Here is a 16,467-nt window from a genome sequence, read left to right as displayed (position 1 = left end):
ATCATGTTCACCTATCACCTCGAGCTTGCATTGCGCAGCTTCAAACGCAACAAGGCCCTCACGGCGCTGATGGTGCTGGCGATTGCTTTGGGCATCGGCGCGAGCATGACGACGCTGACGGTGTTGCATGTGTTATCGGGCGATCCGCTGCCGGGCAAGAGCCAGACGCTATTCGTGCCGCAGCTCGATCCGCAGAACATGGAGAACTATCGCGCTGAGGGCGAGCCGCCGGATCAGGTGACTTGGATCGACGGCATGAATCTGCTGCGATCAAAGCGTGCAGATCATCAGGTGCTGATGACGGCAGGCACTGTCGCCGTGCAGCCTAGTCAGTCGAATCTCGACCCCTTTTACCTGGATGCGCGATATACGACAGCCGATTTTTTCGGGATGTTCGACGTGCCGCTTTTGTTCGGCCACGGCTGGTCGGCTATCGATGACGACAACAAGGCGCGCGTGGCTGTGATCACGCGTAGCCTCAACGACAAGCTGTTTGGTGGCAAGGACAGCACCGGCCAGATGCTGCAGTTGGGCGACAGCGGCTTGAGGATTGTTGGGGTGCTCGATCGCTGGCGGCCCAATCCGCATTTCTACGATCTGGCCACCGGTAGCTATGCCGAGTCGGAAGACGTGTTCGTTCCGCTGACAACCGCCCGCGATCTGAAGTTAGGCCGGAACGGCAGCATGGATTGCTGGGGCGGCCATACCGAGGATCATCTGGAAACGGCACCCTGCACCTGGCTGCAACTGTGGGTGCAGTTGGACTCCTCCGACAAAGCGGCAACGTACAAGCAGTACCTCAAGCATTACTCGCAGGAACAAATGACCCTGGGCCGCTTCGTGCGGCCGTCGAACGTGCGTTTGCGCGATCTGATGGGCTGGCTGGACTATCAGAGCGTAGTGCCAAGTGACGTGCAGCTGCAGACCTGGCTAGCGTTTGGCTTTTTGCTGGTATGTCTGGTCAATACGGTGGGCTTGATGCTTGCCAAGTTCATGCGCCGCGCCGGCGAGCTTGGTGTGCGCCGTGCGCTGGGTGCATCGAAGCGCTCGCTGTTCGCGCAGCTGTTGGTGGAGTCCGCGGTAATCGGCCTCAGTGGTGGCATCGGTGGTTTAGTGCTGGCTTTTTTCGGCCTTTGGGAGGTGCGGCAGCGGCCATCCAGCTATGCCACTTTGGCGCATCTGGATATGTCGATGCTGCTCACCACATTTTTGCTCGCTCTTGGCGCGAGTATCGTCGCTGGGCTTTTACCAGCCTGGCGCGCCTGCCAGATCACTCCCGCGTTGCAATTGAAGAGCAACTGACATGGAAATTCGTCCGATTGTCTCATCATTGCGTCGGCACAAGATCACCGCATGGCTGCTGATCATCGAAATGGCGCTGACCTGCGCGATTGTCTGCAACGCCGTGTTTTTGATCAGTCAGCGATTGGATCGCATGAACATCGTCAGTGGCGTTGTCGAGCATGAGCTGGTGGAAATAAAGGTCGCCGATGTAGGCCTTCATCCGGATGCCAAGGCACGTGTCGAGGCGGACCTCGCCGCGCTTCGACGTATCGCCGGAGTGACGCAGGTGGGTGTGGCCAGCCAGCTGCCTCTGGGCAACAGCTCGTCCAATAACGGCATCATGCTGGACCCGAAGCAGAAGATGGCGACCATCAATGCCACCATGTATCAGGGTCAGAGCCTGCTGCAAGCGCTGGGCACCCAGCTTGTGGCAGGGCGCAATCTCGGCGACGGCGACTATCGCGACTTTGACTCTGTGATGAAAGCCGCCGCTGACGGTGACCCGAACGATGCACGCATGCCCAAGGTCGTTGTTTTGACGCAAACCATGGCCGATCGCTTATGGCCCGGCCAAAGTGCACTCGGAAAGCAGATTTATCTCGGGCCGGTGCCGATAACGGTAGTCGGGGTTGTGGCACATCTGGTCAGGCCGAATAATTTTTCGCTCGGTTCGGAATACAGCATGGCGCTGCCAGTTCGGCTCACCGGCGAGGGTAATTCGAGCTATGTGATCCGTACCGCGCCATCAGAGCGGCAGCGCGTGCTGAAGGCTGCACTTGCCGCACTGAAAAAGCTCGATCCAAAACGCGTCGTGCTGCAGAAGCGCACATGGGATGAAATACGCGAAAGCTATTTCCAGAACGACCACGCGATGGCCGGCCTCCTGGTTGCGGTCTGTATCGCGCTGCTTGTCGTCACGGCGCTCGGTATCGTGGGTCTGGCCAGTTTCTGGGTCGCGCAGCGTCGTCGACAGATCGGTGTGCGCCGCGCACTTGGTGCCACCCGCGCCGACATTCTGCATTACTTCCAGACCGAGAATTTTCTGCTGGCGACGATCGGCATCGCGATCGGCATGGTGCTCGCCTTCGGTATCAATCTGTTTTTGATGAAGCACTACGAATTGCCGCGACTGCCGGCCGCCTATTTTCCGGTGGGTGCGGTTGCGCTGTGGGCAATAGGCCAGTTGGCGGTTCTCGGCCCGGCGCTGCGTGCGGCCGCCGTGCCACCGGTTGTGGCTACGAGGAGCGTGTGATGAAGGGCGGTTGCGAGGGACGCGTCGAGACAGGGCGCGATGGTGACAATCCGCTACCCGACGTGCGGTTATCTCGCGGCATCGCACTCTCGCCACTGGCACCTCGCAGCTCACTATTCATGGGAGTCCGATGATGTTTGCCTACTACCTCGATCTAGCGGTACGCAGCCTTCGACGCAACAAGGTGCTCACCACACTGATGGTGCTGGCGATTGCCGTCGGCATTGGCGCGAGTATGACGACGTTGACGGTGATGTATGTGCTATCGGGCGATCCGCTGCCTGGGCGCAGTGGGCAGATTTTTTTCCCACAGCTCAGCCCTGATCCCGGACGACCGCACAATCTCGAGCCATCGCTGGCGATGGACTATCACTCGGCCATGGATCTGTGGAGCGCACATCGCGCCGATCGGCAGGCGTTGATCGTGGACAGCATGATCAGGGTGACCGCGCCGGATGCTGCGATACCCGCATTGCGGCTGGACATGCTCTCGACCACCGCGGATTTCTTCCCGATGTTCAATGTGCCGTTTCGCTACGGCAACGGCTGGAGTGTGGCCGACGATGCCATGCGCTCGCGCGTGGCCGTGATTTCCGATGACCTCAACAGCAAGTTGTTCGGTGGTGTCGACAGCGTGGGTCGCACGTTGCGGCTTGGCGGCAGCGATGTACGCATCGTCGGCGTGCTGCGTCCGTGGCGGCCGGTGCCGTTGTTCTACGAAGCCTGGAACTCCTCCTACACCAAGCCGCAGGACGTGATGACGCCGTTCCTGGCCGGCTTGGACATCAACGACGGTCACTTCCAGCAGTTCAACTGCTGGCACCTCCCGGACACGCCGGGGCATTTGCAAAACGCGCCCTGCAACTGGGTCACCTTGTGGGTGCAACTGGACGACGCGGCGAAGGTGGATGCGTATCGGCAGTTCATCGCCGACTACGCGGCGCAGCAAAAAAACATCGGTCGTTTCGCCAGCACCGTCACGCGCGTGCGCAGCCTTATGCAGTGGCTGGACTATATCGGCGTGGTTCCGGACGACGTGCGTCTGCAGGCTTGGCTGGCTTTTGCCTTTCTCGCCATTTGCCTGTTCAACACCATTGGTCTGCTGCTGGCAAAATTCCTGCGCCGAGGTGGCGAGCTCGGCATGCGCCGCGCACTGGGTGCCACGCGCGGCGATTTGTTTGCGCAGTGCCTGGTGGAGGCGGGGCTGGTCGGTTTGCTGGGTGGTGTGGGCGGCTGGCTGCTGACGCTCGTCGGCTTGTGGCTTGTGCGCCGGCAGCCCACCGACTACGCCGAGCTCATCCATCTCGATCTGCCGATGTTCCTGACTACCTTTGCGTTGGCGATCGCCACCAGCCTGCTGGCCGGCCTGCTGCCGGCTGCACGTGCCAGTCGCGTGGTGCCCGCATTGCAGCTGAAGGTCCTTTGAGGAATTCCGTCATGCAGATACGCCCGGTACTTTCCGCATTGCGTCGCCATCGTCTCGCCACCCTGCTGATCGCGTTGGAAATCGCGCTTGCCTGTGCGGTGCTGTGCAATGCCTTTTTCCTGATCGCCACGCGCGTCAGTGCGATGGCCATCCACAGCGGCGTGGACGAAAGCGCGCTCGCGCAGATCAAACTCGATTGCGATGACTGCAATGCGAACGACCTCAACGCGCGCGTGCTGTCCGGTATAGGCAAGCTACCCGGCGTGCAGTCGGTCAGCGTGATCAATGCCGTGCCGTTCGGTGACCACGCCGGTACGAGCGGCATTACGCTGGATGTGGCAGGTCGGCATTCCGGCGGCGTCGTGGATTTCTATGTTGCAGGGCCGGGCAGCTTCGAGGCGATGGGTCTGAAACTTGCTGCCGGCGCATTGCCCACGAAGCAGGACTATGGCCCGGTGGATACTTTCCTGCCGGCCGATGCGTCTGTCTGGGTGACCCATGCGCTAGCCGAGCACCTGTGGTCTGGCGTGGATCCGCTCGGCAAGGAATTCTGGATGGACAAATATCACTACCGCGTAACAGGTGTGGTGGCGCATCTGGCGCGACCCGGCGGCGGCGAGGGCGGTCCAGAAACGCGCGAGTGGTCGGTGTTTGTGCCGGCGTTGCCCGGCAAAAACTTCTCCGGCAATTATTTGCTGCGCGCCGAGCCGGCACAACTGCAGCGGGTGTTGCGTGATGCTCGCGCGGCGCTCGCAAAAATCGTACCCGAGGCCGTACTGGACCAGCAGGCCAGCAAATCTATCGGTCAGCTGCGGGATGGTTACTTCCAGACCGATCGTGCGATGGCGGGCATCCTGGTCGGCGTCATCACCGCATTGCTGCTGGTGACCGCACTCGGCATCGTGGGACTTGCCAGTTTCTGGGTGCAGCAGCGCCGCCGACAGATCGGTGTGCGGCGCGCGCTGGGCGCTACGCGTAGCGACATCGTGGCTTATTTCCAGACCGAGAATTTTCTCATCGTGAGCGGCGGCATCGTGCTGGGCATGCTGCTGGCCTTTGCGATCAACCTGCTGCTGATGCAGCACTACGAATTGCCGCGATTGCCGCTTTACTACCTGCCGATCGGCGCGCTGAGTCTGTATGCCATCGGTCAGCTGGCTGTGCTGGGGCCGGCGCTGCGTGCCGCTGCGGTGCCCCCGGTCGAAGCAACGAGGAGTGTGTGATGAAGCGCAGGAACGATGGGCGAGTGGCTTGGGGCGAGGGTGGCACGCTGGTGTTGATCGCTCATGGCCATGGCTTTGCATCGAACCCCTTGCAACGCGCTCCTGATTCCTCACCTCTCAGCGGAGTCTGAACATGTTTGCCTACTACCTCGAACTGGCTATACGCAGCCTGCAGCGCAACAAGGTGCTGACAACGCTGATGGTGCTCGCGCTGGGTCTCGGCATCGGCGCATGCATCACCACCTTGACGGTGCTCAAGTTGTTGTCGGGTGATCCGCTGCCGCAGAAGAGTGCGCAGCTCTTCTATCCGCAGGTCGATCCTTTTCCGATGGATGGCTATGTGGCGGGGGAGACAAAACCGCAGCCAACCATGACCTATACCGATGCGATGAACCTGCTGCATGCGCGTAAGGCCACGCATCAGGCGGTGATGACGACGACGGGAGCCAAGATCGCGCCGCAGCAAGCTAACGCGCATCCGTTCTACAGCGATGGGGTGATGACCACATCCGACTTTTTCGGCATGTTCGATGCACCGTTCCAGTACGGTGGCGGGTGGACCGAGAGCGATGACGAAAGCCGCACCCGTGTGGTAGTGATTGCCGATTTCCTCAACGACAAATTGTTCGGGGGTGCCAACAGCGTCGGCAAGACGCTGCGCATCAACGACCATGATTTTCGCATCGTCGGCGTGTTGAAGCACTGGGCCCCGCAGCCGCGGTTCTACTCGCTGGATCTCGGCGGCCGCGACTATGGCGATGGGGACGCGGTGTTCCTGCCGCTACAGTCGGCGCGCGCTGCCGACATGGCAGCCGGCAATACCAATTGCTTCGATGAAATCAAGGACCTCAAGCATCTGGAGACGGCGCCGTGCATCTGGCTGGGCATGTGGGTGCAGCTGGACAACAGCGCGGCCGTGGCCGACTACAAAGCGTTTCTCGCCAACTATGCCAGGCAGCAGATCGCGTTAGGTCGCTTTCACCGCTCGGATACCGGCTTGCCTGACCTGATGCAGTGGCTGCGCGACGAACAGGTGGTGCCGGACGACGTGCGCTTGCAGGCCGGACTGGCCTTCGGTTTCCTGCTGATTTGTGTGATCAACACGGTCGGCCTGTTGCTGGCCAAATGCCTGCGTCGCTCGCAGGAAATCGGGGTGCGCCGCGCACTGGGGGCCACGCAGCGCACGATATTCGCCCAGTTCATAGTGGAGGCGGGCATCGTCGGGCTGGCGGGCGGTTTGCTCGGACTCGTATTCGCCGAGCTTGGGTTGCTGGGTATTCGTCATCAGCCGGCCGAGTACGCCAGCCTCGCGCATCTGGATGTGAGCATGTTCGCGCTTACCTTTGTTGTCGCCATCGTCGCCAGTCTGGTCGCTGGGCTGCTGCCTGCCTGGCGCGCCTGTGTGTTGGCACCTGCCCCGCAACTGAAAGCCAGTTGACGCATTTTCCCCAAGCGTGAAAGCGGCCATCTATGGCTGCACTCTCCAAGGAAGTTCAGATGGAAATTTGCCCCATTTTCGCCAGCCTGCGCAAGCACCGCATTCCGGCCATCCTGATCGTGCTGGAGATCGCACTGGCCTGCGCGGTGCTGTGCAACGCCGTTTTCATGATCGGCAAACGCATCGGCGATATCCGGATACCGAACGCGATCGATGAGAGGGGCCTTTCGGTCGTCGTCTTGAATGGCACCGACCCCAAGCTCGCGGCCAGCGACATACCGCGCAATATTGCGTCGTTGCGCACCATCGCCGGCGTTCAGTCCGTCGGGGTGACCAGCACCTTGCCACTTTCCAGAAACAACTGGGGCTGGAGTTTCGGCCTCAAATCGGACTCGGCCATGACCGACAAGAACACCTTCAACGTATCGCTATATTTTCTGGGTGTCGGCGCGGATCAGACGCTTGGCCTGCAGCTGAAGCAGGGGCGTTTTTTCAACGCCGACGAATACGCAGACAGCACGCTTGGCGGCTCGGCCCTGCCTTCCACGCATGTTGTCCTGGTCACCGAGGGTCTGGCCCACCAGCTGTGGCCGGACAAGTCGGCACTGGGTCAGTCGATTTATTCCAAGCCGTACTACTACACCGTCGTCGGCGTGGTGGCGGATGTCGTGCGGCCGCAGGCCAGTATCCATAGCACACAGCGGTCGTATGCCAGCACCTTCTATCCGCTGCAGCCGGATGCGACGCTGGGTTACTACTTATTGCGCAGCGCGCCGCAGGATCGCGCTCGCATCGTGCGCGCAGCGGAGCAGAAGCTCGGAGAAATCAATCCGGCCGCCGTCGCCAAGGGGCAAACCTTCGACGACATACGCGGCCAGTACTTCGCCGACATGAGCAGCATGGCCTGGATGCTGGTCCTGGTCTGCGTGGTGATGCTGGCCGTTACCGCGTTTGGCATCGTCGGCCTCACCAGCTTCTGGGTCGCGCAGCGGCGCCGGCAGATCGGTATACGCCGTGCTGTCGGCGCAACCCGCGGCGACATCCTCAGCTATTTCCGCACCGAGAATTTTCTGCTCACCGGCATGGGCGTGGTGCTGGGCATGGCGCTGGCTTTTGGCATCAATATCTATCTGATGCACCACTACGAGATGGACCGCATGCCCTGGTACTACCTGCCGGCCAGCGCCGTCGCGCTGTGGCTGCTCGGGCAGCTTGCCGTGCTGGGGCCGGCGCTGCGGGCGGCCGCTGTGCCGCCTGTCGTGGCGACCCGCAGTGTTTAGGGTCGAAGTGCTGGTCGCCACCGCTGATGTCGGAGCATGCGAGCTGATTGAGGGCGATCATGGTTTCGTACTTATACCCTCGCAATGTGTTCCTCGTTTCCTGTCCTTCGCTGGAGCCTGATCATGTTTGCCTACTACCTCGACCTGGCCTGGCATAGCCTGAGGCGCAATCCGATACTCACGGCGCTGATGGTGCTGGCCATCGGCCTGGGCATCGGTGCCAGCATGACGATGATCACGGTGTTGCACGTGCTGACGGACGATCCGCTGCCGGGACGCAGCTCGCAGTTGTTCACGCCGCATCTCGATCCGTTGCCGCTGAACTACAAGCAAGGTGGCGACAGCCCCGATGCAGCCGACAACGTCACCTGGCCGGACGCGATGGCCCTGCTCAAGGCGCACCGGGCCGAGCGGCAGGCGGCGATGGCGGGCGGCACTTTGCTGGTGCGTCCGACACGAGCCGATTTGCGGCCGTTCAATGTCGATGGGCGTTATGCCACGGCGGACTTTTTCGCAATGTTCGGTATGCCGTTCGAGCACGGGCAGAGTTGGTCGGCGGCGGACGACGCGGCGCGCGCCCATGTGGTGGTACTGAGCGACACGCTGTATCGCAAACTCTTTGGCAACGGTAGCGGCATCGGTCAGGACGTTCGACTGGGCGAGCACGATTTTCGCGTGATCGGCGTTACAGCTGACTGGCAGCCTAAGCCGATGTTCTATGCGGATCCGGGAGCACAGCATTACAGCGATGTCGACCAGTTCTTCCTGCCGCTGTCCGCGGCAGTGGATTTGAAGCTGTCGACCAATGGCAATCAATCCGGTTGGGGCAAGAACGATGACTCCACCAGTCTTACCGGCGCCACCATGACGTGGCTGCAATTCTGGGTGCAACTGAACAGCCCTGCGCAGGCGCAGGCGTATCGTCAGTTTCTTGTCGACTATTCGGCTCAGCAGAAGGCGCAAGGCCGATTTGAGCGCCCGTCCACCGACGCGAAGCTGTACAGCCTGATGGGCTGGCTGAAGCACGAGAATCTTGTGCCGAACGACGTGCGCCTGCAACTGTGGCTTGCGCTGGGTTTCCTGTTCGTCTGCATGGTCAACATCGTGGCGTTGCTGCTGGCAAAGTTCCTGCGTCGCAGCAGCGAGATCAGCGTGCGCCGCGCGCTCGGTGCGCGACGACGCGACATCTTCCTGCAGCTGGGGATCGAGTCGGCGCTGATCGGTGTGGCCGGCGGCGTGCTCGGACTGGTGATCGCCCAGATCGGCCTTTGGAGTGTGCGCCATCGCCCCGACGACTATGCGCAGCTCGCCCAGATGGATATGCCAATGCTGCTGGGCACGCTGGCGCTGGCCATCATCGCCAGCGTGGTGGCTGGCCTGCTGCCTGCGTGGCGGGCCTGCCGCGTACAACCCGCGCTGCAGTTGAAAACGTCATGAGGATATACAGCATGCAAATGCGGCCGATACTTTCGACCCTGCGTCGGCACAAACTCACTGCGACATTACTGACGCTGCAGGTAGCGTTTACCTGCGCCATCGTCTGCAACGTAGCGTTCATGATCGCCAGTCGCGTGCAGCGGATCAGCGTGCCCACTGGCATGGCCGAGGACAAGTTGGCCGTGATCCAAAGCACGAGCATCGAGAAGGGAGAGAATCAGCAGGCCCAACATGCCGCCGATCTGGCGGCGCTGCGCGGACTTCCCGGCGTGCAGTCCGCGGTGGCGGTCAGTTATTCGTTGCCGCTGGATCAAAGCGAGTCGTCCCGCGGCACCTGCCCAAGCAAGCAAGCGTTGGACCGAGCGGAGCAAATCAATTCGATCGAGGGCAGCGGATGCATGCAGCCGACGCAATACGACGGCACGCCTGGTTTGATCAACACGCTGGGCCTGCGTCTGGTTGCAGGGCGAGACTTCCGGCCGGACGAATATGTGAGCACGGGCAAGCCAACGGTTGCCATTATCACCCGCGCACTGGCGCAGCATTTGTATCCGGACAAACAGGCGTTGGGACAGAGCATGTACGACGGCGATAACTACATTCGTATCGTAGGCGTCGTTGACAGGTTTCTGCGTCCAAACCTGCGTAAACCGGGTGTCGACGACGACAGCATGATCTGGCCGCAACGACCGGACGGCTCCAGCGTGCTCTACGTGCTGCGCAGCGCGCCGAAGGATCGTCAGCGCGTGCTGAAAGCCGCGGCGGCTACGCTGCTGAAGATTAACCCGAACCGCCTCATCGACCCAGGCCGGGTGCAGACCTATACGCAGATACGCGCGAAGTATTTCCAGCGCGACATCACCATGATCAGCTTGCTGTTCGCCTCGGCGCTAGGCCTGCTGTTCGTTTCTGCATTGGGCATCACCGGCCTGGCCAACTTCTGGGTGCAGCAGCGACGTCGCACCATTGGCATCCGCCGCGCCATCGGCGCCACGCGCGGCGACATCCTGCGCTATTTTCAGACCGAAAATTTTCTGATCGTGAGTTTCGGCATCGTGCTGGGCATGCTGCTGGCGTTTGCGCTGAACCTTACGCTGATGAAGTTCTACGAGCTGCCGCGTCTGCCGCTGTACTACCTGCCGATCGGTGCGTTGGTGTTATGGCTACTCGGCCAGCTCGCCGTGCTGGGGCCGGCGCTGCGTGCGGCCGCTGTGCCGCCCGTGATCGCAACGCGCGGTGTTTAGGCTATGGCGATGCGCTTGGAAAAAAGTGCGGCAAGCGTGTGAATGAAGTGTGGTCACAGTTTAAATTCTTCCTCGAACCACGCCCCAGTCCACCTCCGCTCCGTAAACCATGCACTCTGGCACGGGAGGATCGGGGCGATGACGATCACAATCCAGGTACAACCTTGGGGAGAGACACTTGATGAAAACGTTGCCGTTACTGATCGCTGCGAGCCTGCTGGGCTCCGTGACCGCTGCTACCGCCGTACAGGCTGCGCCTGCGGCACAGGCAGCAACCACCGATGTGGCCAGCCGGGTGGCGGCGCTGAACGCGCTGCTGGCCGAGCAGTGGCAGCATCAGCTGGAAACCAGCCCCGAGTTTGCGACCACGCTGGGCGATCTTCGCTATAACAGCCAGTGGAGCGATGCATCGCTGGCGCATGCAGAAAGCGAGCACAAGGCGACCGTCGATTTTCTGCATCGGTTCCGCGCGATCGATACCGCCGGTTTTTCCGATGCCGACGCACTGAACCAGCAGCTGATGGTGCGACAACTTCGCGATAGCCTGCACAGCTACGATCTGAAGCTGTACGAAATGCCGCTGGATCAGATGGGCGGCGCGCATATCGCGCTGGCCGGTTTTGTCAGCTCGATTCCGTTCGACAACACCAAGGAATACGACGATTACCTCGCCCGCCTGAAGGCCGTGCCGAGGCTTTTCGATCAGGTGACGGAAGTGGCGAAGCAAGGCCTGCGTGACAAGATGATGCCGCCGAAATACGTGCTGGAAAAGGTAGTTGTGCAGATCGACAGCATCGAAAAATCCGCCGGCATGGATAGCGTGTTCGCCGAGCCGTTGAAGCATTTCCCCCAGTCGGTATCCGCTGCCGATCAGAAGCGGCTGCACGATGCGATTCTCGCGGCGATCGAGCACGACGTGCGCCCGGCCTATAAAAAGCTCGGCGAATTCGTGGCCAAGGATTACGCACCGCACGGGCGTGCCGAGCCGGGCATCTGGAACCTGCCCAACGGCGATGCGATCTACCGTTTTGATGTCGAACAGATGACCACAACCGAGGAAACGCCGGATCAGATCCACGCGCTGGGCCTGGCCGAGGTGAAGCGTATCGAAGGCGAGATGACGGCCATCGCCAAGTCGCAAGGTTTTGCCGATCTGGCCAGCTTCCGCGCTTCGCTGAAAACCAATCCGAAGACGCATGCCACCTCGCGTGACGACATCCTCAACCGCTACCGCAATTATCTGGCGCAGATGCAGCCGCAGCTGCCCAAGCTGTTCGGGCTGTTGCCGAAGACCAAGGTGGTGGTGGTGCCGGTCGAGCCTTTCCGCGAGAAGGAAGCTGCAGCGGCCGAATACCATCAGGGTACGCCGGACGGTTCGCGTCCCGGGCAGATTTTCGTCAACACCGGCGACTTCGCTAACCGCAGCGTGCTGACGATCGAATCCACCGCGTATCACGAGGGCATCCCTGGCCATCACCTGCAGATTTCGATTGCGCAGACGCTGCCGGCGCTGCCGCCGTTCCGCCAGCAGGCGGGCTATACCGCGTATATCGAGGGCTGGGCGCTGTATGCCGAGCAGCTAGGCAAAGACATCGGCTTCTATCAGGATCCGCTGTCGGATTACGGCCGCCTGTCCGATGAGCTGTTGCGCGCCGATCGCCTGGTGCTCGATACCGGCGTGCACGACAAGCATTGGACGCGTCAGCAGATGGTCGATTTCTTCCACGCGCATTCCAGCGAAGACGAGCCGGACGTGCAGGCCGAAACCGATCGCTACATCACCTGGCCGGCCCAGGCGCTGGCCTACAAGACCGGCGAGCTGAAGATTCTCGAGCTGCGCGCACGGGCGAAAAAGGCGCTGGGCAGCCAGTTCGATATTCGTGCGTTCCACGACGAGATTCTCAACGGCGGCGCGCTGCCGCTGGACGTGCTGGAGACGCGCGTCAATGCCTGGATTGCGGCGGTGAAAGCCGGCAAGGCGCCGGCGCATCCGGCGGCGGCTGCCGGTTGAATCGAGCGCGCTGGCCGGGTTCGATCCGGTCAGCGCCTCTGCTCAGGTCTACCGGAGGAACGATGATGAGACGTTTGTTACTCGGCGGCATGTTCGTCTTGGTCAGTGCGCTGGCACGGCCGGCGCTGGCTGGCTGGGTCTATCAGCTCAATTCGGACGATAGCCTGAGTTGGCGCATCGCCGACCACGCGTTGAAGCTGCATTCCGATAACACCTCGGGCATCACGGTAACGAAGGTCGGCACGGAGCCCGTGTGGGGTCTGCACGAGGGCGATGTGATCGTTGCTGTAGACGATCATCCCCTGAAGCATGTCAGCGAGTTGATGAACTGGCTGCGTGCTAGCAAGCCGGCGACCATAGTGCTGCATGTCCGGCGCACGGGCACGATGCTCGCGTTGAGCGTGACGGCGGCGGACTACGGCCAGGTCATTTCGCCAACGGCACCGACTCCACCTCCGCCACCGCCACCGCCTGCAATAACATCCACGCCATCTCCGCCTTCGCCACCACCTCCGCCGTCGCCGTCAAAGGACAGCGGCTGGTTTACCTACGAACACACCACAGACGACCGCCTCAGCTGGCGCAACCCCGGCCACGCGCTGCAGCTATCGTCGAGTAAGACCACGGGTATTACGGTGACCAAGGTCGTTCCCGAATCGCTGTGGGGTCTGCAGGTCGGCGATGTGGTCACGGCGGCCGACGGTACGCCGGTCAAACACGTCAGCGAATTGATGGGCCGGTTTCGTGCCAGCCGGCCCGCGCCAGTGAAGCTGCAGCTGCTGCGCGGCGGCGCATTCGTGGAAGTCGCTGTGGCTGCGACTGACTACGCGCACGTCATTTCTCCCGCCTCGCCCTAATCACCTAAAGCCCTTGATGAACGACATCACGCATCGATTTCGTTGCCATCGCTGGCCAGTAGTCCGATAGTCATGCAAACCTTTGCGGCCGGAGCGGCATCTATGTCCGCATGTGCAGAAAAAAAATGACACGTAGCGTACTCATCATCGACGACAACCCGGCCGTGGGCGAGGCGCTTTCGCTGGCGTTGTCCCTGCACGACATCCGGCCACTCACCGCGCTCACCCCGGACGAAGGCCTGGCCATGCTGCAGCATGAGGCCATCGACGTGGTGATCCAGGACATGAACTTCACCGCCGATACCACCTCAGGCGAGGAGGGCGTGGCACTGTTCCGCGCGATCCGCGAGCAGCATCCGGATCTGCCGCTGATCCTGCTCACGGCGTGGACGCATCTGGAAACCGCAGTAGAGCTGGTCAAGGCTGGCGCGGCGGATTATCTGGCCAAGCCGTGGGACGACAACAAGCTGATCGCCACGGTCGAAAACCTGCTCGAACTGTCCGAGTCCAATCGCGAAGTGACGCGCACGCGGCGCGAGCGCAAGCGCCGGCGCGAGGCGCTGCAGGGTAAGTACGAGCTGGATAATCTTGTCTTCGCCTCCGAAGCGATGGCGCGAACGCTGGAGCTGGCCTGCCAGGTCGCCAAGGCCGACGTGCCGGTGCTGATCACAGGGCCCAACGGCACCGGCAAGGAACGCATCGCGGCGATCGTGCACGCCAACTCGGCCGTGCGGCGGGGGCCCTTTATTGCGGTGAACTGCGGCGCGCTGCCGGGCGAGCTGATCGAGGCCGAATTGTTCGGCGCCGATGCCGGGGCCTACACCGGTGCCAACAAGGCGCGCGAGGGTCGCTTCGAGCTGGCCGACGGCGGCACGCTGTTTCTCGACGAAATCGGCAACCTGCCGCTGCCGGGCCAGATGAAACTGCTGCGGGTACTGGAAACCGGCCAGTTCGAGCGGCTGGGCTCCGGCCGCACGCGGCAGGTCAAGGTGCGCGTGCTGAGCGCGACCAACGCCGACCTCAAGGCGATGATCCGCGCCGGCACCTTCCGCGAAGATCTGTACTATCGCCTCAACGTGATCGAAGTGAATCTGCCGCCGCTGACCGAGCGCAGCGACGACATCCTGCCGCTGGCCGAGTTCTTTCTCGACGGGCGCGCCGAGCTGGGCGATGCGGCACGCGATGCAATGCTCAACTATCCGTGGCCGGGCAACGTGCGCGAGCTGAAGAATGCGATCGAGCGCGCGGCGTTGCTTTCGGGCGAAGGCCCGATTACGCCCGAGCTGCTCAATCTGGCGGCGCACGTGTCCACCGCCACGCGCAATCTCGATGAGCCCAGTCGTGAAACCGTCGAGGCAGCGCTGCACAAGGCCGACGGTGTAGTCAGCCGCGCGGCGCAGAGCCTCGGCCTGTCGCGCCAGGCCCTGTATCGACGTATGGAGCGCTACGGGCTGGCAGCGCCGGCGTGATGGCATATGGACGGCTAAATGATCTGGCGATAATGGCTCTGTTCGCGAGGTCTGCCGCATGTGGCGCTGGCTGAATTCGCTGCGCACGCGGCTGACCCTGCTGCTGGCGTTGGCCAGCGTGGCGGGTGCGCTGATCTATGCCGGCGTCACGCAGTGGCCGTTGCCGCAGCTGCTGGTATGGATGCAGACCGAGCTGACGGTGAAGGATCCGTCAGTGCAGGTCGCCGCCAAGGCGCTGCCCGTGACCCATCTGGGCATCTACGGCGCGCTCGGCATCTGTGCGGTGCTGCTGTTGCTGCTGGCGTTCTGGCTGGCCGGTCAGGCCATGGCGCCGGTGAGCCGGCTGCTGCGTGCGCTGGAGGGCGCGGTCGCCAGTTACCGCGACGGGGATTTCAGCATATCGATCGGCATTCATCGCCGCGACGAGCTCGGTGAGTTGATCCAGATGCACAATGCGCTGGGCCAGACCCTGCGCGAGCAGCGTCAGCATCTGGCTCAGCGCGAACTGCTGCTGGATACCGTAGTGCAGAACACGCCGGTGGCCCTTGTGCTGACCGACAGCATCGGTCGGGTGGCGTACGCCAACATCGCCTCGCGGCATCTGTTCAACGAGGGTCGCAGCCTGCACGGGCTGGAATTCGCCCGGCTGCTGGACGGTGCGCCCGAGGCGCTGCGCCGCGCGGTGGAAGACGGCGAGGATGCGTTGCTCAGCGTGGAAATGGACGGCAGCGAGGAAACGTTCCACATCTCGCAGCGCGCGTTTCGCCTGCAGGGTCGACCGCATCGGCTGCAGCTGTTTCGACGTATGACACGCGAGCTGTCTCGCCAAGAGGTGGCGACATGGAAACGGGTGATCCGGGTGATCAGTCACGAGCTCAATAACTCGCTGGCGCCGATTTCTTCGCTCGCCCATTCCGGCGCGGAGCTGGCGCGGCGCGGCAACGTGGATCGATTGCCCGGCGTGTTCGCCACCATCAGCGAGCGCGCCAAGCACCTGCACAGTTTCATTTCCGGTTACGCCAGTTTCGCCAAACTGCCCACGCCGCAGTCGGTCGCCATTGAGTGGACGCCGTTTTTGGAAGGATTGTCGCTGCACTGCCAGTATCGCCTGGTGTCACCCGCGCCGACGCGGCCGGGTTATTTCGACGCCGTGCAGATCGAGCAGGTGCTGATCAACCTGATAAAGAATGCGCATGAATCCGGCAGCGGCGAAGACGACGTCACGCTGTCCATTACTGAAGTCGGCCGCGAGCTGCGCATCGAGGTCGCCGACCGCGGCCCCGGCATGACCGACACCGTACTGGCGCAGGCGCTGTTGCCTTTCTATTCGACCAAGCGTGCCGGCACCGGGCTGGGGCTGGCGCTGACTCGTGAAATCGCCGAGGCGCATGGCGGCCGCGTGCTGCTGGCCAATCGCGAAGATGGCGGGTTGCGCGTCACCTTGCTGTTGCCGCAGGCGGCATTGCGTTAAACCGCGGGTTGGCGCGGCCGCGCGCGTAACAGCAGCTCGCCTATACTGATGTCTTCGTCACGGATGGGGACAGGT

Annotated in this window: 12 protein-coding genes; all 12 read left to right on the top strand. The window is 62.2% G+C overall.

The window, feature by feature from the left end; genetic code table 11:
- Positions 1–3 precede the first annotated feature (3 nt).
- Entirely contained in the window at positions 4–1,302 is a 1,299-nt protein-coding gene (locus tag HDE78_RS05530; protein WP_179477502.1) for an ABC transporter permease, read from the top strand.
- Between the two features lies 1 nt (position 1,303).
- Positions 1,304–2,536, top strand: a complete 1,233-nt coding sequence (locus HDE78_RS05525) for an FtsX-like permease family protein (protein WP_179477501.1) — start codon at positions 1,304–1,306, stop codon at positions 2,534–2,536.
- A gap of 133 nt (positions 2,537–2,669) precedes the next feature.
- Positions 2,670–3,962, top strand: a complete 1,293-nt coding sequence (locus HDE78_RS05520; protein WP_179477500.1) for an ABC transporter permease — start codon at positions 2,670–2,672, stop codon at positions 3,960–3,962.
- A gap of 11 nt (positions 3,963–3,973) precedes the next feature.
- Positions 3,974–5,185 carry an FtsX-like permease family protein gene (locus HDE78_RS05515; protein ID WP_179477499.1) on the top strand — a complete coding sequence of 404 codons (1,212 nt, stop codon included), beginning with the start codon at positions 3,974–3,976 and terminating at the stop codon, positions 5,183–5,185.
- 133 nt (positions 5,186–5,318) lie between these two features.
- The gene (locus tag HDE78_RS05510) at positions 5,319–6,623 is read left to right on the top strand and encodes an ABC transporter permease (protein WP_179477498.1); all 1,305 of its coding nucleotides are present in this window, start codon (positions 5,319–5,321) and stop codon (positions 6,621–6,623) included.
- Positions 6,624–6,682: 59 nt separating this feature from the next.
- On the top strand, positions 6,683–7,903 hold the full coding sequence (locus HDE78_RS05505) for an FtsX-like permease family protein (RefSeq protein ID WP_179477497.1): 1,221 nt from the start codon (positions 6,683–6,685) through the stop codon (positions 7,901–7,903).
- Between the two features lie 123 nt (positions 7,904–8,026).
- Positions 8,027–9,340 carry an ABC transporter permease gene (locus HDE78_RS05500; RefSeq protein WP_179477496.1) on the top strand — a complete coding sequence of 438 codons (1,314 nt, stop codon included), beginning with the start codon at positions 8,027–8,029 and terminating at the stop codon, positions 9,338–9,340.
- Positions 9,341–9,351: 11 nt separating this feature from the next.
- Positions 9,352–10,584 (top strand): FtsX-like permease family protein, encoded by a 1,233-nt coding sequence (locus tag HDE78_RS05495; protein WP_179477495.1) that lies wholly within the window; start codon positions 9,352–9,354, stop codon positions 10,582–10,584.
- Positions 10,585–10,765: 181 nt separating this feature from the next.
- Positions 10,766–12,595, top strand: a complete 1,830-nt coding sequence (locus tag HDE78_RS05490) for a DUF885 family protein (RefSeq protein WP_179477494.1) — start codon at positions 10,766–10,768, stop codon at positions 12,593–12,595.
- A 65-nt stretch (positions 12,596–12,660) separates the two neighbouring features.
- Positions 12,661–13,452 carry a PDZ domain-containing protein gene (locus HDE78_RS05485; protein WP_179477493.1) on the top strand — a complete coding sequence of 264 codons (792 nt, stop codon included), beginning with the start codon at positions 12,661–12,663 and terminating at the stop codon, positions 13,450–13,452.
- Between the two features lie 125 nt (positions 13,453–13,577).
- Positions 13,578–14,921 (top strand): sigma-54 dependent transcriptional regulator, encoded by a 1,344-nt coding sequence (locus HDE78_RS05480; RefSeq protein ID WP_179477492.1) that lies wholly within the window; start codon positions 13,578–13,580, stop codon positions 14,919–14,921.
- 58 nt (positions 14,922–14,979) lie between these two features.
- Positions 14,980–16,392: an ATP-binding protein gene (locus HDE78_RS05475; RefSeq protein ID WP_179477491.1), complete on the top strand. Its 1,413-nt coding sequence runs from the start codon at positions 14,980–14,982 to the stop codon at positions 16,390–16,392.
- Positions 16,393–16,467: the final 75 nt, after the last annotated feature.

The organism is Rhodanobacter sp. K2T2 (assembly GCF_013408815.1).
Classification (GTDB): domain Bacteria; phylum Pseudomonadota; class Gammaproteobacteria; order Xanthomonadales; family Rhodanobacteraceae; genus Rhodanobacter.
This window is presented reverse-complemented; position numbering and strand designations above follow the sequence as displayed.